At 41.7% G+C, this 17,859-nt stretch carries 14 protein-coding genes and 1 pseudogene; 4 read left to right on the top strand and 11 right to left on the bottom strand.

Going from position 1 to position 17,859, the window contains the following annotated elements; translation table 11 throughout:
* Positions 1–177: 177 nt before the first annotated feature.
* The 4 genes and pseudogenes from DXA07_RS08195 to DXA07_RS08180 form a co-directional block, all read right to left on the bottom strand.
* Positions 178–1,545: an FAD-dependent protein gene (locus DXA07_RS08195; protein ID WP_118484229.1), complete on the bottom strand. Its 1,368-nt coding sequence runs from the start codon at positions 1,543–1,545 to the stop codon at positions 178–180.
* 22 nt (positions 1,546–1,567) lie between these two features.
* Positions 1,568–2,404, bottom strand: a complete 837-nt coding sequence (locus tag DXA07_RS08190; protein ID WP_118484227.1) for a hypothetical protein — start codon at positions 2,402–2,404, stop codon at positions 1,568–1,570.
* Positions 2,392–3,687, bottom strand: coding sequence for a DUF5716 family protein (locus tag DXA07_RS08185; RefSeq protein WP_118484225.1), 1,296 nt, complete (start codon positions 3,685–3,687; stop codon positions 2,392–2,394). Before DXA07_RS08185 ends, DXA07_RS08190 begins: the two co-directional genes overlap by 13 nt.
* A gap of 25 nt (positions 3,688–3,712) precedes the next feature.
* Positions 3,713–7,277: pseudogene (locus DXA07_RS08180) on the bottom strand (DUF5717 family protein).
* A gap of 158 nt (positions 7,278–7,435) precedes the next feature.
* On the opposite strand from DXA07_RS08180, the gene DXA07_RS08175 reads away from it, so the two are divergent.
* The 4 genes from DXA07_RS08175 to DXA07_RS08160 all read left to right on the top strand — a co-directional run bounded on the left by DXA07_RS08175 (position 7,436) and on the right by DXA07_RS08160 (position 11,000).
* The gene (locus DXA07_RS08175; protein ID WP_008402003.1) at positions 7,436–8,506 is read left to right on the top strand and encodes a histidinol-phosphate transaminase; all 1,071 of its coding nucleotides are present in this window, start codon (positions 7,436–7,438) and stop codon (positions 8,504–8,506) included.
* A 41-nt stretch (positions 8,507–8,547) separates the two neighbouring features.
* Complete coding sequence (locus DXA07_RS08170; RefSeq protein ID WP_044945666.1) at positions 8,548–9,189, top strand: orotate phosphoribosyltransferase; 642 nt, start codon at positions 8,548–8,550, stop codon at positions 9,187–9,189.
* A 403-nt stretch (positions 9,190–9,592) separates the two neighbouring features.
* A complete protein-coding gene (locus tag DXA07_RS08165; RefSeq protein ID WP_243013888.1) occupies positions 9,593–9,928 on the top strand; it encodes a transposase in 336 nt (111 codons plus the stop codon).
* Positions 9,929–10,001: 73 nt separating this feature from the next.
* Complete coding sequence (locus DXA07_RS08160; RefSeq protein WP_243013886.1) at positions 10,002–11,000, top strand: HD domain-containing protein; 999 nt, start codon at positions 10,002–10,004, stop codon at positions 10,998–11,000.
* A gap of 379 nt (positions 11,001–11,379) precedes the next feature.
* Here DXA07_RS08160 and DXA07_RS08155 read toward each other — a convergent pair whose 3' ends face one another.
* The 7 genes from DXA07_RS08155 to DXA07_RS08120 all read right to left on the bottom strand — a co-directional run bounded on the left by DXA07_RS08155 (position 11,380) and on the right by DXA07_RS08120 (position 17,845).
* Positions 11,380–11,967 (bottom strand): winged helix-turn-helix transcriptional regulator, encoded by a 588-nt coding sequence (locus tag DXA07_RS08155; RefSeq protein ID WP_243015435.1) that lies wholly within the window; start codon positions 11,965–11,967, stop codon positions 11,380–11,382.
* A 150-nt stretch (positions 11,968–12,117) separates the two neighbouring features.
* Positions 12,118–12,861, bottom strand: a complete 744-nt coding sequence (locus DXA07_RS08150) for a metallophosphoesterase (RefSeq protein ID WP_118484223.1) — start codon at positions 12,859–12,861, stop codon at positions 12,118–12,120.
* A 92-nt stretch (positions 12,862–12,953) separates the two neighbouring features.
* Positions 12,954–13,694: a hypothetical protein gene (locus DXA07_RS08140; RefSeq protein ID WP_243013883.1), complete on the bottom strand. Its 741-nt coding sequence runs from the start codon at positions 13,692–13,694 to the stop codon at positions 12,954–12,956.
* A gap of 5 nt (positions 13,695–13,699) precedes the next feature.
* Entirely contained in the window at positions 13,700–14,860 is a 1,161-nt protein-coding gene (locus tag DXA07_RS08135; protein ID WP_004854062.1) for a hypothetical protein, read from the bottom strand.
* 14 nt (positions 14,861–14,874) lie between these two features.
* On the bottom strand, positions 14,875–16,044 hold the full coding sequence (locus DXA07_RS08130) for a hypothetical protein (protein WP_118484219.1): 1,170 nt from the start codon (positions 16,042–16,044) through the stop codon (positions 14,875–14,877).
* Positions 16,045–16,083: 39 nt separating this feature from the next.
* Positions 16,084–16,602, bottom strand: a complete 519-nt coding sequence (locus tag DXA07_RS08125; RefSeq protein ID WP_004854058.1) for a hypothetical protein — start codon at positions 16,600–16,602, stop codon at positions 16,084–16,086.
* Positions 16,603–16,669: 67 nt separating this feature from the next.
* Positions 16,670–17,845, bottom strand: a complete 1,176-nt coding sequence (locus tag DXA07_RS08120) for a hypothetical protein (RefSeq protein WP_147352507.1) — start codon at positions 17,843–17,845, stop codon at positions 16,670–16,672.
* Positions 17,846–17,859: the final 14 nt, after the last annotated feature.

Genomic DNA, 17,859 nt, shown 5'->3' with positions numbered 1-17,859 from the left:
TGCACATGCTGATTCGTAAATGCGGGTGCTTGTCTGAGCCCGAAGGGCGAGTTGGCACAGGAGCATTTACGGATCAGGCATATACAGTGAGCAGAAAATATCATGAGTCTTTACAAGGGGATTCGTATTATATAGCAGCCGATGTCTGAAAATCTTCGGCTTTTTGTCATTATGCCGTTACTCGCCAAGGATGTGGCGGGCTACATAGATACCACTGGCGGAGGCATGGGATAAGGAATGCGTCACGCCACTGCCATCTCCGATCACATATAAACCCTTATGACAGCTTTCCAGATTCTCATCCAACTCCACTTCCATATTGTAGAACTTGACCTCTACACCATATAACAAAGTATCATCATTGGCTGTTCCCGGTGCTACCTTATCCAGTGCATAGATCATTTCCATGATTCCATCTAAGATACGCTTTGGAAGGACAAGACTCAGATCACCCGGTGTTGCCGTTAAGGTCGGTGTTACCAGCCCTTCTTCAATACGCTTCACGGTACTTCTTCTTCCACGGACCAGATCGCCAAACCGCTGTACAATGACACCACCGCCCAGCATGTTTGATAATCTTGCGATACTTTCACCATATCCGTTACTGTCCTTAAATGGCTCTGAGAAATGCTTGGAAACCAGAAGTGCAAAGTTTGTATTCTCTGTCTTCTTCTCATCACCCTCATAGCTGTGTCCGTTTACAGTGATGATACCATTCGTATTCTCATTTACCACAATTCCATTTGGATTCATACAGAAGGTTCTGACATTATCTTCGAATTTTTCTGTACGATATACAATCTTGCTTTCATATAATTCATCCGTCAGATGTGAGAAGATAACTGCCGGAAGCTCCACACGGACTCCGATATCGACACGGTTGGATTTTGTAGGAATCTCAAGCTCCTTACATACCTTTTCCATCCATTTGCTTCCGCTTCGTCCAACGGATACGATACATTTCTCACAGTCGAATTCACCCTTATCACAGATGATACGATAACCACCATCAATGACCTGTACTGTATCAACCGGTGTATCAAAATAAAAGTCCATATGATCCTTCATCTGATCATACAAATTCTGAAGAACAACATAGTTGATATCAGTTCCCAGATGGCGAACCGACGCATCTAAAAGCTTCAGCTTGTTCTGAAGACATAGCTTCTTGAACTTCGTTCCGGCGGTTGAATAAAGCTTTGTTCCCTCGCCGCCTTTTTCCATGTTGATCTCATCTACATACTTCATCAGGTCAACAGCTTTCTGCTTACCGATATATTCATACAGTGTTCCACCGAAATCATTTGTGATATTGTATTTTCCATCTGAGAATGCACCTGCTCCGCCAAATCCACACATGATTGAGCAATGCTTACAGTTAATACAATTCTTGATCTTATCGCCATCGATCGGACATTTTCTCTTTTTTAAAGTATATCCTTCCTCGAATACAGCGATCTTACACTCCGGTTTTTTCTTCATCAGTTCATATGCCGCAAAGATTCCTCCCGGTCCTGCACCGATAATAATCACATCATACTTCATACACAACCTTACCTTTCATTTATCAGACAAGCTGATCCCTGAATTCGTCTTTTAATTCCGACAGGATCGTATCCATACGTCTGTCATAATCTTCAATATGTCCATGAAGTCGGTTATAAACCGCTTTCTGGACTTTATTGTAGATTGGAAGCTCCCGCACATCTTCTTTAGAATCGCCGACTTCACTCATCAGATCCTCTAAGAAGTTCGCAGGAAGTCCTCGCTTTTTAATCTCTTTTTCAAGTGTCGCGGTATCCACCGTAACTGCCAGCACACAGAAATATTCGATCAGGGATTCCTCGTTCTTATTTAACGAATATGCCTTAATAAAACAGCTCTTTGCTTCATCAAGCTGAAGATTTCCGGCCAGAGCAACTGCTTTATTATGATATACATTTCCGAGGAATTCATCCTCCTGTTTTTCTTTTTCCAGATAGCAGATGACCTCATCATAGATCGCACCCGCTTTTATATAATGCTTGTACCGCAGATATCCATCCGCCCGCAGTTTCTCGACTTCGTATGATTTTAACGTACGAAGCTTCTGGCATTCCGCCATAAACTGCCGTACTTCTTCACTGCTGTAATATCCGCCATACACAAGAATCTCCACCATGATATCCTGAACAAATGCATGCTTGTCAAGTAATGTATCGATCTTATCCGCAAGCTCTGTGAGATCAAGCTCTCTTCTGATCCATGCCGACAATCTCGCCGTCACATCTTCTTCCCCAACCAGCACCATATTATTATACAGGTAGTAACACAATTCCTCGTAGGAATATACAGATACCTTGGTATTCAGGAACGTATATGGATTCTGTGCAGTTTTTGTATTACATACAATTATTTTTCCCATTTCAGGTCAAATTCCTTCCTATATATCTTATTTGTGGTCGGGAACATCGTTCCAAATCCTTCATCCCTGATAACAACCGCTCCCTTTTCCGCACTGTAGAATTCCGCTTCCAGTGAGATCTTGGTTGTCTTCGGCGGACGCTTCGGCAGTCCGTGGATCTCGATATGCTCCTTATCATAATCTCCTGTCAATATGTTGCGATAGATCAGCTCCACCTGATTTGATTCGTCCGGAAAGATATATAATTTTCCCTTTGTGTGGAACCATTCCTGTCCTCCTCTGGTGATCGGCACAAATGTCTTGCTGTCATCATTTAAACTGATACCTATATCAAAGCCAACTGTATATTCCGACCGGATCAGATAACGATCAAGCACCTTGCTGTGCCGATCGCCAAATGCCCGGTAGCAGGCTCCCTTTGTATAGATATTCTGACCGACAAATACCCGTCTTCCCTGACAGAGGATCGTCGCCGACTCCTTCAGCCAGTTATCCGCAAAGCCAATTCCGGTCAGGAACACCGAGGACACATAAGTCTCTGCCAGAAGCTCCTGACAGATCGCTGCGAACTGCTCATCCAGCTCCTCATCGTCCTTCTTAAACGCTGAAAATGTCAAGCGGTCTTTCAGGTTTTGATGAAATACATCCACAATCTCCGGTGATTTGTTATGCGTAATATCGAATCTGTAATAATCAAGCCCGCTGCTGTTAAAATCAAACAACACCACACTGTTATTTCTTAACGACTCCGGCTGATTAAAGATGTAATAAATTCCACTGTCTATATGGCTTGTGATCTCAAACTGTTCATCACTTAAATGAAGCGCTCCCTGTAACTCCTGCACTGCCTTAATGATATGAATATCGGCATCTGCGATCGTTACTACCAACCGCCTGATCTCATAGCTTTCAAACTGTTTTGTAAATTCCCGGATATGAAGCAGCAGCATTTTGACCAGAAGGTCTTTTGCTTTATAACTTGTTCCATAGATCTCCGTGTCCTCGTTGATGATCGTCTTCTGGTAAATACGATCAACCATCACGCCATCTTCCTTGAACCGTTTCCCTGCAGCCACCGCTCCGACACTCCAACCGGATTCATCCTTTGCTCCGGTTCCGTCTTTATATTTATCTGTATAAAACATAATATTGGGAAGCAGATATGTATCTTTGGAATCACTGTGACAGATTGATTCCGGTACTCCTTCATCCAGCTTATAATAACTTAACTGTGTATACTCCGGACTCAGATCCAATCCCAGATATAATGGATGTTCCGTCATGTTATCTCCTCCTGTTTCTGCTGTCTTATAACAATATCAGATTCTCCTCAAAGAAATGTGTGTTATTCAGATAGGTATCCATCGCCTGGATCAGCTCCTGATCATTTCTTGTCTCCTGACTGATCAGCATACTGTTGATCAGCTCAAATCGATTACTGTTCTTCTTATGACATGTTGTATTCTTTAAAATATCACTCTCAACGATGGATGAATTACCGCTCTCCGCACCATCAATGGAATATAACAGCGTCTCTCCGTGGAACACAACAAATTCCTTGATATAAATTCCCGGTATGATCTCATTCATTCGCTCCGATTTGTAATGTGCCATACTGTTGCTTTCCTGTCCGAAGCTGTAGCTTACCCAGATCTGTCTGCCGCTCTCACCCTTAAAGATCAGATAGGTCTTAAACTTCATATCATCCGGCAACGTTACAAAGGATGCAAATTCTTTAAAGAACGGCAGGATCTTACTGCTGTCTATAAAATGACGAACTGTATTCCGGATCCATTCCTTCTGTTCTGCCGAGAACCGTCCACCGCAACCTGCAAAATAAGAGAGCAGCGCCATCTCTGAAATCTCATCTGTAATGTTCTTCTTCGCCACCTCTTTATACAGACATTCCATGATATCCGCAGGATCTTCAGATCCTTGATAATATACTGGTATGCACAGAACCGTAAAAAAGCCTTGACTACCATGCCCCTGCTTCTGCCTGCGTAATAAAGCGCAAAGATATCAAAGATTGCCTCTGTATAAGCATCCGCAAACATCATCTGTGCCAAGATATTCTCTGCAAGCATATCAATATCACGATAATTTGTGTTAACTGCCTTAAACAGCTCTGCCATTTCCTCTAACGAGCCATTATAGTTATTGATCAGGAATGCCAGAACCTTCTGTGTCGCATATCCTCTCCGATACAGATACACACAGATAGATAATAATACCCTGTCATCATCATACCTCTTATCGGATATTCCGAATTCTGCGATCCGTATCAGTTCATCCACATCCACATCTACATATCCAAACCGATGGATTCCGTTAAATGCCTGCTCATACATCCGTAAAGAAATGTAATATGTAATGATCCGGGAAGCGTCCTCCACTTCCACATAATCCAGATCAATTCGTGACAGATATTTATATAAAATGTCCGCATCATAATTCTCATGATAATACTCAACCATATGGCGGAGTGCTCTCTGCCGGATCAGATAACTGATATTCGGACAGTTAGAGATATCACGAGCCAGGTTGATCTCGGATGCATCCTTATATGAAAAGCTGTCTATATCGTTATACTCAAATAATAACAGACGATAATCCTTCGGATTATACTCTTTACAGATATCCAGATAATTTTCTTCTCCGACAACCGGCTCAAGCCGGTATGGTACCGTATTGATATATCTGCAGCCCCGACTGTCAAGTAATGTAATGATAGCGGATTCTGACACGATCTCTACATAAGCTTCTCCGTCAATCACATCCACCTGTTCACTCTTTTCCAGTTCCTCATGTGTTACAACCACTGATACAATATTCTTATTCCGACAGGTCAGCTTCTGCTTGAATATGATATTAATTAACTTTGATGCAAATTCCGGTTTCACACTCTCCGGCTCCAGAAATTCTTCATAGATAACCGTCAGATCATCACTCACTTCTCCATCAATGATCTTCTTCTCCATGAAGTTCTCGATTGCCGGAATATACTCATGGAACACATTCATGTTCTGTGCCTTATTCATTATGACATTTGCATAGAGATATGCCAGTTCTTCATCATCTAACGTATTCTTGTAATTGAAATAACGGAGAATGGATTCCGGTATCGGCTGATACGTCTTCTTATCCATGCTCTTTAAGAAGCCCTCATACAAACCAACATATTTAATTCCTGCATTTGCCGCATCCTGATAATATACATGATACTCTTTATCACATTTTTTAAATCTGAGAAGAATTTCACATATCGTATCCAGTGTCATACGGTCATGCTTTGCTGCATAGATATTCTCCAGCATCTTGAATGCGTGAATATCAAAGAGCTTCATTCTTGCAGCCGTCTTTACGAATTCCATAATGACATCTTCGGATACAAATTCATGCCGCATACCCCATCGGATAGCTGAGATCTCAAGCGGTGCGATCCGTTTCATCATAAGCGGCTGCTTATTGAACATATCACATATTTCAAAGTAAATAACCGGGCTGTTTACACCCTCATTATATAATTTCCGGATATCCTCATAAAGGTTCCATTTATCCTCTGTATAACTGTAATCCACAAATAACAGCAGCCAGAAATAGAACAGCTTGTCCTTCTCCTGTTCCAGTCGTCCGCGGACAAGTCTTGCCGTGCTATCGATCATGTCCTTATCCTTTGTCAAAAGTGATTTCAGATAACTGTAATAACACTTCTCCATGCTGCCTGCTTCGTTCAGATCGGCATCTGCATCGATACGGACAAATTCCTGCTTTACATATTCTGTCTTGCCCTCTAACAGCTTCATATGAAGCAGTCCCAGCCGATAGATGTTATCCTCCGGTCTGTATTTGACCAGTGTTTCCAGTGCCTCTGTCGAACGTTTCGTGTAATCAGCAAGTGACATCTTATCCGTACGGAAATCAATGTATGCTTTTGCCAGTGCCTCATGACCTTTCTTGATCATGAAATTCACATGACGGTTCTTCGGCTCGGTTCTCTGAACCTCCGGCTTCTTGATGCTGACTTTCACGCTGATGTTCTGCAGGGTATTATTAAAATGGATATAACCTGCCGATACCCCTTCCGGAATCTTCGTCGGATCGATCAGGAAGTTCAGCTCATAATTATTTCCAGTGAAATCCTGACCTGTGATCCGGGTTGCTTCCGGGATCAGGAAATCGCTGTCTGATGTAATATAGGTATGGGTATAACCCAGGTGTTCTTATTTACGGAGATCGTTGCACGAACCAGCTCATCCGGCATCTCGATCAACAGCTCACGCTGCTTTGCTGTCAGTGTAAGCACACGTTTCTTATGGGTATATACAAGGAATTCTTCCATTGCCTGATTGATGGATAACGATTTCTTCAGGCTCTCATAGACTCCCTTAATGATCGCGTCATCCCCTAAAAAGGTACGCACGAATTCCGGGCTGTCAAAGATCTGAACTGCTACATCCCAGTGCTCCTCTGCGAAGGTCGCGAACTGGAACAGATCCTCAATCCGTTTGTCTTCTACCAGAACATAAGGCGGAACAACCTCTACGCTGTACGGGATCTTATATTCTCCACCATCCGTTATGATGTTGATATGTCCTTTAAAGCTCTTGCCTTCTTCGATTCCGCGGGCATCAAAAGAAAAGGCAACCGTATTCCGTCTGCCTACAAATGTATGACTCTTGAAATCGAACAGGTATCTGCTGTCATATACCATCAATTTGATCGGTACATCATTCTTTGACACCACCTTAAAGGTTCCCTGAAATATGGAGCCGGCTTCCACAGCCAGTTCCAGCTTTGCAATGGAAATATCAATATCCGGTCTTTCTACATTGAATTCTCCTCTGGCGTACTGTTCTACGATCCCTTTCATCTGGTTCTCCTTGCTTTCGTAATCATTTTATTAAAACTCATGTATTTTTCTTGTAATTAAATCCCCGAATCGGTATAATTATATAAAAACATATATTTTGATTATAGCAAAATAAATAGTTTTTTGAAACATTATATATGGAAAAAGAGGAATTTTTTATGGGAAAAAGTACATCACATCTTTCTGGAAGCAATCTGCTCTCCCAGAATGAATCTGTAAGATTTGACCTGAACATGAATCCGCTCGGGGTTCCGGATTCTGTCAAAAATGTCATTCTTAACAGCATCGAAGATCTGAAGCGTTACCCGGATGGCTCATATACAAGATTAAAGGAAAGTATCGCAGGCTATTCAGGTGCGGATCCGGACGATATCATTGTCGGAAGCTGCTCATATGAATTTATCAAACTCCTGATCGAATTCAACAGTCCAAAGCATGCTGTTCTTCTTTCACCGGGAGCACACAACTATGAGAAGGTCCTGAAAATGAACGGCTGTGATATCACATACTATCAGTTATCCGAAGAAGAAAACTACGAACTGGATATTGCGGATTTCATCTCTACGTTAAATGAATCCATTGATATGGTATTTATCTCGAATCCAAACGGAACAACATCACAGGTCATCGACCGCGAATCTCTGGAATTCATCGCAAAGATCTGTACAGGAAATGATATTGCACTGGTCGTTGACGAGGAGTATATGGATTTCGTTCAGGATAAGGATGATTGCACCGCTATTCCGCTGGTTAAGGAATATGACAATCTCTACGTTCTCAGAAATACAAGCAAATTCTTTGCAGTACCCGGACTTCGATTAGCCTATGCAATTACATCAAATCCGGTATTTAAAAAGACAATGTCGATCACAGGATTTCCTTATGCGATCAATACACTTGCAGAGGCAGCCGGCATCGATATGTTCAAGGATGCTTCTTATATAAGCAAAACCCAGACACTGATGAAGACGGAACGGAATCTGGTCTATTCTGCACTGGCAAGCCGCAAGACGATCAAGCTCTATAAGCCGGATGCGAATTTTATTCTGGTCAAATTACTGAAAAAAGACATTTCCGCACAGACGGTTGTGGATCATTGTCAGAGTAAGGGATTGTATATCAGAAGCTGTGCAGATATCACAGGACTGGATAATTCTTATATCCGCTTCTGCTTCATGAATCCGGAACAGAATGATCTGGTCGTAAATACAATTTTAGAGATCGTATAACAACTATATATGTTATTTAAATGAAAGGGTGGTACATACATATGAAACATGACGCAATGAAATTAACATCTTCTTACAACAATCAGTTATACATCAAAGTGATGAACGGTCACTTTGCTACAAACCATTCTCATATCAACCAGTACATTGATATGACAACCCTGAAAGTCAGAGGCACTATGGCTGCTGCCGCTGCCAAATCCATGGGAACCGAATATGTAGCATCAACTATCGTTGATACGATCGTCTGCATGGATGGTACTGAAGTGATCGGTGCTTATCTGGCAGAAACCTTAAGCCAGAACGGTATCACTTCCATGAACCAGCACAAGTCCATCTACGTTGTTACACCTGAGGTTCACAGCTCCGGTCAGTTGATCTTCCGTGACAACCTCCAGCCAATGATCGAAGGCAAGCATGTGCTTCTTCTGATCGCATCTGCTACAACCGGTAAAACGATCAAAAAGAGTCTGGAGTGTATCAAATACTACGGTGGTTCTATCGCAGGTATCTCTGCTATCTTCTCTGTTGCGACAGAGGTTGACGGCTATCCGGTACATGCACTGTTTACCGAAAAGGATCTCCCTGATTACAAGACTTATCCTCATGATCAGTGTCCAATGTGTCAGGCCGGAAACCGAATTGAGGCCATCGTCAACAGCTACGGCTATTCCGAATTATAAACATTTGAAACAGACAGAGACGACCGGGTTAAATAACCCGGTCGTCTCTGTCTGTGTAATGTTCCTGCAGTTTTCACTGCTTTATTTTATACACGTTCTATATAGCTTTCATATGGTTCAAGCATATCACGGAATATTCCGCCTTTTCCAATTGCTCCGGTAAAATTGCAGTTTCTACAACGGTTACACCAGCAAAATCACTATATCCAAGCGGTATCATTTCTCCAAATCGAAGATTATTGCTAGGGAAATGCTGATTAATTCAAACAATTTCCAGTGATTTTTATTATAATATAGGTATCTTGATAAAAGGCTGTGATACCTATGAATAACCAATACATTAACTGATATGTAATATTCAAACCGCAAAAAGAAAACAAAGCGTGAAGAATTTCTTAATGCTATGGATGAAATAATTCCATGGTCATACTGGGGCGAAATGATTCGTCCCCACTACTTTAATAATACGCATGGCCGCAAGCCTATTGGCATTGAGGTCATGCTTCGCATGTATCTCATGCAGATTTGGTTCAATCTGTCTGATGAAGGAATCGAGGATTCCATTTATGACAGTTATGCTATGCGTACTTTTATGCACATAGATTTTAATGAACAACAGGTTCCTGATGCAACAACGCTTCTGAAGTTTCGCCATATGCTTGAGAAAAACAAAATAGGTGAGAAAATCTTTGCTGATGTGCTCAGCACATTTGACTTATGGTCTCAAGAATATTTATAATAATTCATATGTATTCTGATATATATATGATGCATATGTTAACTATCACATTTTACTGAACAGGAGATTTTTAATGAGTGTAAATAAAAATTCAAAATACCATTCTTTATCAAAAGAAGTTTATGAACAGATAATAGGCGATCGTGAGCACGGCAAGATAAACCCATATGCATGCAAGGACTCTGACATTATAAGGCGTCAGCCAAACCATGATGCCCCACATCTGTGGAGACCGGCATTTGTCATGGATGTGGAAAAGATACTTCACAACAACTATTACAATCGCTATTCTGATAAGACACAAGTTATCTCATGCTACAAGAACGATGATATATCAAGACGTGCACTTCACGTCCAGCTTGTATCCAGAATTGCAAGGACTATCGGAATGACTCTTGGACTCAATCTTGATCTCATAGAGGCGATCTCCCTTGGACATGACATCGGACATACTCCATTTGGTCATGCCGGAGAGCGTTATCTGAATGAGATCTACAACGAGCATACCGGAAGGCTCTTCAACCACAACATTCATAGCGCCAGAGTCCTTGACAAACTTATATTCCGAAATATCAGCCTCCAGGTGCTTGATGGTGTTATATGCCACAACGGTGAAATGGAACAGCAATGCTATACCCCTAAGACTTTTTACGCAGACGATCCATGGGGAGAATTTGACAGGTCGGTGGAGGACTGCTACACAGATCCTTCTGCAAATAAAAAACAGATTCCAGGTACACTTGAAGGCTGTATCATGAGGATCAGCGATATCATAGCCTACCTCGGAAAAGACAGGCAGGATGCAATAAAGATCGGTCTCATTCCAAATGATAATCCTTTCTCTGCAGGCAGCCTTGGATCCTCCAACGCCCAGATAATTCACAATATGACTGTCAATATCATAGAAAACAGCTACGGAAAACCTTATATAAGCATGGATTCGGATGTATATGAGACATTCTCCAAAGCCAAGACTGAGAATTACCAGAACATATATAACAATGACAGCCTCAACGCAATGTATAATGACAACATAAAGCCAATATCTATTGTATATACGAAGAATTACTGAAACAGGCTAAGAGCAAAGACACTGATTCCATACTGTATAAACACCATGTCAACTACATAAAAGATGCAAATCAGTATAGCAATTATTTTGGCAAAAAAGAATTCATCGACAATTATCTCAGTCAGGATCCAAACGAAATCGTAGTAGACTTCATCGCCAGCATGACCGACGACTATTTCATAGATCTGTATGAATACCTTTTCCCAAATGGGCCATACAAGGTCGACTATGTCGGATACTTTGACAACATCTGATCATAATTGTCAAAACAAATACCTCCTGGGCTGATCGTTATATTCCATCATCCGCCTGGGAGGTATTATCAGACAGAGAGCAGGACGACATATAATCGTCCTGCTTCTGCACCATGGTTTTAAAATTACTCGTTTATTTCCCAATATCCGCTCCGACTTGAGCCAACTCTTTTTATAACACCATCACTCTGCAATTTTGATATATAGCGCTTAATTGTCGCAATGGAAACCCCTATCTGTTCTTGCATTTCATTTTGTGTAACTTTATTATTCATCCGGATTAATATCATAATCATCTCTTCGATATTACCTGAAGTTTTCGCTCTGTTTAGTATCAACTCATTGGTATCAGTTTCAGTATCATTGGTATCAACTTTAGTGTCATTGGTATCAACCTCACCCTCTTGATACATTTTAAGTGGAACTGTCAGTTTAAAAACATCTCCCTCTTCAAAATCGGGTTCACCGCCCGAATATATTTTTGTATACTTATACAAATTACGAACTCCTGAACCTAATGAATCTGCATAGCCAATATTAACAAAGAAATTTGCCAACACCGGATTTTTGGGATACGGTGTGAAATTTTGAGGCTCTATCCGTCCTACTCGTTGCGCCCTGTTCCAATTCTCCGTATATATCTTGTCCGGTTCGACCACAAGTTTCGCCGGAAATGCCGTACTAAACTCACGATGTACAAGAATATTGCTCACAATTTCACGTGCAATCGCATTTCTAACACTTACACTAACATTATCAATCAGGAAAAACTTATCATTTATGTGTGTTCGATTCTGATGTATGGCCAGTACAATAAGAAGAAGCAATCCACGAACGATTGCTTTCCTTTATAATCTCATTCTTTACCTATAATATTCCGCTCCGGTCTCGACTTCGTACAGTGACAGTCGTCCGCCGCTTTCTCTGTGTCCCGCCCCGGAATCTATACTGATCAAGTTTCGGTCCCGGCGAATTTTGTATGAGCCGTCATAATTCAGGCGCATCACGGGAACGTGCCCGACCAACACCGTTCGGTCAAATGCTTTCCGGTCTGCTGTGGGTATGTAGTGAATATCGTTTGATACCAAATGCTTGAACAAATCTGAACGCGCACTGCTCTCGATCGTCTTAACAACATTGATACTGCCGTCTGGTTCTCTGACGATATAATCCGCCTGAAACCCGGAATGTGTCATGAGCAGTTGTCCATCCTTGCCCTCCTTCGCGCCGTCAATCGTGAGATATAACGGCAGGCTCTGTATATACTCAGCAAGAGCTTCTGTTTCAGATGGATTGAGGCGATTTACCTCCTCTACCGTGTCCGTGCTGCCAAATGCCCGCCATGTAAAATCCGACAATTCTCTGCGAATATACTGAAGGCAGAACAGCTCATGATTGCCCATGGTGAGAAATACGTGTCCCGGATGGCTTTCTGCCATCTGTTTGATCTCATACAAGAGCTTTAGCGAATGCTTTCCACGATCGAGCACATCGCCATTTATGTATATCCTGTCTACAGCTGCATCAAATGAAACGTCTGCAAGTAACTTATGAAAATTCTTGGAACCACCATGAATATCCGATATGACAAACGTCCTCATACTCATACATCATCGCTCCCTTCAACATGATTTCCGCAAGATCTATTCCTAATTCTTTCCCGACTTCACGCTTTACACCTTCGATTGAAGACTCACCTTCAAGGGCAGAGCCACCTGTCCTCACTATCTTCTCCTCCGTCAATCTCTGCGCTGCCTGAACCATCCGAATTCTTTAAACGTTTCTTATAATGGACTATCCCTACCGGTTTATCACCCTCAAGCGCAAGTTGTTCTCTCCAATCGAATTCCTCTGCTTTTTTCTTATTAACATCCTCTTCATCGTCCGTCTCTGATTCAGGAGCATAATAATACATATTTTTTCTTGACCAAGTCACCCGCATAGTGACATCATCTTCCTGTTCAGCTTTCTCTGCCGGAACTAAGCGAAAAGTGTCTCTTTTTTGATCTGACCAGATTGTTCGAACGATCAAGCCTGTCGCATATAACTCCGCCATAAGTATAATAACAAAAATGAATACACCCATACTTACCGTAAAGACTTTACTCCATACCGACAATCTTGAAAATGCCACACCAAATGTTTTAAACGGATAGTCCGTTACATAAAGCATATTAAAGCTATCCGGATACCTTTTGTACATCATATCGAACAGTAACAACTCTGTAACCTTGATATTACACGGAATTATCACAATAAAAGCAAACAAAAATGACCACAGGCTTTCATGCCCGGATGTAAAGCCAACCATTCCAATCATAACAAAAAACAGCAATACTCCAATTCCGCCATCGATCAGATCCCGTTGAGCAGCTCCCGTATAAAGGAAATACCCACTGTTTACACCCAATATTAATAACTTAATTATATCAAACGCCATAATCATCACCCCATCAATCCGACATAAAATATGATCAAGCTCCAAAATCCTATATGCCCTATAATCTGGAGAAATACTATCAATGTACACACAAGCAAAGCGCCGACTGCATGGATTCCCCTTTGAGCCAGAAGTTCATGCCTTGTATCACTGTCACGAAACAGTCGGCCAAAATAACTCAGTCCATAGGAAATGTGATTTGCATGCATCATTGCATCTAACACTTGGATACAATCCTCATGTAAAAATGACGGAAAGAAATGTACCGCGCACCTTATAAGAATGCCAAACAACATTCCGCTGACAATCCAATAGAGAATTGTATTTTCCGTGTGAAGCAACACTCCTGACAAAATCGAAGCAATCAAGAAGTCACAATATGCGCCGGCCAGCCTGATGTGCATCCTTCGGATTGCATAATATTTCCCGATAACCACAGAGTCATCTATCAGGTACCAATCGCCATGCAGCAACGAACCATTTAAAAATCCCTTATAAATGACACGGGCTCCGAACAACCTGCCGACAGCACCATGACACAAATCCCTCGGAAACCCTTCTAAGAGGAATACAACCACAGTACATAACATCATAAGTAAAAATCCACCAAGTTCCCATTCCATGTCATTTGCAGCAGCCGAAATCAACGCCCGAGGCAACAAGGTTGCTCCAAAGGAAAATAACATTACACCCAACAGGGATAACACGACTGTCCATAACATCGGATGAGCCGACTTACTGTATGTTCTCCACTGCTCTTTATAAGCCTTTTTTGCTTCTGTAAGAGCCTCCTCACATACGAGCTCCGTTACATATTCTCCGGTCTCGTCCACCTCTGTCTTTACGTGACCTGTCACACCCTTTTCTTTATCTATGCTCTCCTGAATCGTAGCGGCAAACTCCAATATTTCATGTTCTCTTATGTCCTCTTTCTCGATATATGATTCTTTCCACAAGCTGTTGCAGATATCAGAAGAACATCTGTCCACAATCGGATCGTTGTTTCCGGTCATACTAAACAGGAGACGTGCCTCATCCTGATTCAGTTCCCTCTCTTTACCCAGGAATTCATTGTGTAGCACTACCTTTCTACCACCTTCTGATATCTCGGGAGTGACCCAGCTGGCAATACAGCCATATTCTCCGTCTACATCTAATAATCTCATACGTCATCACCCCCCTAGTCTTCCTGGTCTGGATTCAGATAATTATACACGTAATTTCTATAATATCGCGTTTCCGTTTCACCTGTTAATTCTGCAAGAAATTCAAAACTTCTCTTGTCATCATCATTTTCATAGCCAAGAAGAGGATCTCCATTCAGATAACGTATATATGCAGCGCAATTATCAAACTTCCAAAAAGCGCGTTGCGTGTCTGTAAGTGTTATATAGATATCACAAAGTTCCTGCTGATAAATGTGATACACCTGATGAATCACCGCCTGGCAAGCTGTTTCAGAATCAGACAGACATTCTGTGCTGATATACACCGTGGATTGATCCGCATTATATTCATACTTCCCATACTCATCCTCGTAAGAATCATCGCTGAATACAAATTGCATCTTACTGCCAAGTCCCTGATCATTTGCATAGGCGTAAGCTACAGCCTGTAAAGTTGCCTCCTTCTCCGCATCGGAAATCGTCGACCAAATGCTGTCATCAATATTCTTGATGGTTTCGATATTATTATCCAGAGAATACTCATCTCCATATACATATGTTGGCTCATAGGCATCATCGGCTACAGCATCATAGCCGACTTTTTCATAATATGTGCTCTTGATCTCCGCGTCATCCATACACTTCACAGAGATTGGCATAAAAATGCAAGCTGTAACAGCCGCCAGGTAGGCTCCCAGCCAAGCGATCTGCAATCCCGGAACATTACCTCTTCCATCTACCTTTAAATCTCCATTGCTTGATTCATTTTTCTTCCGTCTAAATACAGCCAAACCCATACCAACAATCGCTACACACACCGCTATCGTCAGTATCAATCGGAATCTGTCTGATGACAGATAATCCATAAATGTCCAAGCGACATAAGCTCCAAGTCCGGCAAGTACATTCACACAGATATATTGCCACTTCCTGTCACGCCATGTAATCAGAATCCCGACTGCACAACTAATCAGCAGGCAGACTGCAAGACAAACCACCGACTCATCAAAGGCTGCTATCCGAATGAACTTTGGCAGGAAATGTAGCAGATCATATCCAAGCACCGCCGCAAGTAAGATATGCTCGACGATGTAACCTAATGCTGTACTTGTAAACGGCGATTTGTCCTCCGACACGGTATTTGAATCGTTTACATCATTTGTTGTTTCATTACTCATTGACATGATGTTCATCTCCCTTGTAAATTTCGATAAGTCTTTGTATCAGAAACTCCTTGCAAATATAGCCACGTCATGACTAATCAACTGCAAGCAGATTTCACGCGCATTCTCTTTTTCGCATCCCACCTCATACGATAAAGAGAATCTGTTTTTTGCTTTCACTGCTGCCTCAACCTCACAGGATTTTGCGAGCGAAGATATAAACATGCAGCCCTGTTTCTTCCTAATATCTTCTGCCATGTCCGTCAAGCAATCTCGAAATTCCTCATCGAATTCCGTAAGGAGCTCATGGTATACGAAGAACTTCTCTTGCTGTAAATCATCCTTCTTATCCAACACAGTTCTGAAAACAAATCTCAGGTCATACCATCTTGTATAAGTCCGATTTAATTCAAATCCACCAATTACCTTATATTCGTTCCAAGCAATATTATCGGATGCAATACGAATATGTACCGTTTCCCCACCAACATCCTTTAATGTATTAAACTGTCGAAGAAACTCCGCATATGGTTTCATTTTCAGAATCTCTGCCTGTGTCTTGCTTTCGTTTCCAAACATACGACCACCTCCTGTGATTTGAAGCTATAAAATATATCCTTGCTATCCGGCAAAATGTCGCATGAGTTCAATCAGAATTTTCATCGGTATAGCATACGTCTACAACATCCCCTATATTTTGCATGTACGAAACCCATGAATAAGTCGCGTATTCCTTTGCCGCCGCTTCAATGGGTTGCGATTCATATGCTTCATAGCTTGACTTGCCGCCTATCACATACGATTCATCATTCTTTATCCATGACTCCACATCTTTAAAACACCATAAGGACTTCTGCGACTCTGTCAGCGTTTGTGAATAAAGTTCCATCATGTCGTGCTCATATGCATGGTAGACTTCCTCAGCAATCACCATGAAAACCTCATCATTATCGTAATCAAGAAGTCCATCTTTTATCGTTACCTTTCTATTATTCGAGTCATACTGAGCCCTAACCTCGTAATACAGAGAGCTGGGAAGATTATCCGAAAACTCAAGGGACACGGTTTTTACGCCAAGATACTTACATTCACAATCAAAGATTGCTTGCACTGTTTCTTTTTTCTGCTCAGTAGTAAGACTTTGCCACTCATCATTATCGTAAATCTGTTTGATTGTATCAAAGTTTTTTTCAATACCGTGATTTTCATAGTAATTTGTCGCCGCATAATCAAAATCAGCATTGCTTCCCATTGATTGATTCATTTGATTGCAATAGATTTCATACAATTTCATCCAATCTGTGTGACCCACTGCAAGCGGAATCAGGATTGCACAAACTCCACAGGCAATACAAGCATTCCGTCTAATAAGATCCCTGACGCGAATTCTTCGCGCCATCGCCAATCTTTGCCTGCTCACAGTCCTTGCTTCGGTATGTCTAAGGCAAATCCTTACGATTCCAACACCGGAGCAAATAGCAGCCGCAACCATTATCGCAATCAGAGTAGCGACAGAATAACAGCCAAGTTGAAAAATTACATATAGCCCACAGCCTGCCGCTATATTACAGACCACATTACCACAAGTCCTTCGAGCAGAAAATGTAACTGCTACTCCAATCGAACAGACTAATACCATGCAACCAAACAGCCAGACAGGTGAATCATCATACAGCGATGACGGCACGCTGGTGAATAGTGAAAGCCAGAAAAAATACCAAAATCCAACAAATCCGCCCACCAAAATATGCAATATTACATATAAAGATTTGCTGAGCGTTGACTTATCTTTCAGTCTTACTTTCTTTATGTACAGCATCATTCATTCCTCCAATC

Origin of the sequence: Clostridium sp. AM54-37XD, from assembly GCF_003478225.1 — a bacterium.
GTDB classification, from domain to species: Bacteria; Bacillota; Clostridia; order Lachnospirales; family Lachnospiraceae; genus Coprococcus; species Coprococcus ammoniilyticus.
Note: the sequence above shows the minus strand (reverse complement) of the source record. Positions and strands in the feature narration are given on the sequence as shown.

What these genes read in the sequence shown, in the direction of transcription:
- DXA07_RS08120 (WP_147352507.1), bottom strand. Translation starts at nt 17,845, where the DNA reads ATGATGCTGTACATAAAGAAAGTAAGACTGAAAGATAAGTCAACGCTC.
- DXA07_RS08170 (WP_044945666.1), top strand. Translation starts at nt 8,548, where the DNA reads ATGAAACATGACGCAATGAAATTAACATCTTCTTACAACAATCAGTTA.
- DXA07_RS08125 (WP_004854058.1), bottom strand. Translation starts at nt 16,602, where the DNA reads ATGTTTGGAAACGAAAGCAAGACACAGGCAGAGATTCTGAAAATGAAA.
- DXA07_RS08150 (WP_118484223.1), bottom strand. Translation starts at nt 12,861, where the DNA reads ATGAGTATGAGGACGTTTGTCATATCGGATATTCATGGTGGTTCCAAG.
- DXA07_RS08195 (WP_118484229.1), bottom strand. Translation starts at nt 1,545, where the DNA reads ATGAAGTATGATGTGATTATTATCGGTGCAGGACCGGGAGGAATCTTT.
- DXA07_RS08130 (WP_118484219.1), bottom strand. Translation starts at nt 16,044, where the DNA reads ATGTCAATGAGTAATGAAACAACAAATGATGTAAACGATTCAAATACC.
- DXA07_RS08185 (WP_118484225.1), bottom strand. Translation starts at nt 3,687, where the DNA reads ATGACGGAACATCCATTATATCTGGGATTGGATCTGAGTCCGGAGTAT.
- DXA07_RS08165 (WP_243013888.1), top strand. Translation starts at nt 9,593, where the DNA reads ATGGATGAAATAATTCCATGGTCATACTGGGGCGAAATGATTCGTCCC.
- DXA07_RS08190 (WP_118484227.1), bottom strand. Translation starts at nt 2,404, where the DNA reads ATGGGAAAAATAATTGTATGTAATACAAAAACTGCACAGAATCCATAT.
- DXA07_RS08175 (WP_008402003.1), top strand. Translation starts at nt 7,436, where the DNA reads ATGGGAAAAAGTACATCACATCTTTCTGGAAGCAATCTGCTCTCCCAG.
- DXA07_RS08160 (WP_243013886.1), top strand. Translation starts at nt 10,002, where the DNA reads ATGAGTGTAAATAAAAATTCAAAATACCATTCTTTATCAAAAGAAGTT.
- DXA07_RS08140 (WP_243013883.1), bottom strand. Translation starts at nt 13,694, where the DNA reads ATGGCGTTTGATATAATTAAGTTATTAATATTGGGTGTAAACAGTGGG.
- DXA07_RS08135 (WP_004854062.1), bottom strand. Translation starts at nt 14,860, where the DNA reads ATGAGATTATTAGATGTAGACGGAGAATATGGCTGTATTGCCAGCTGG.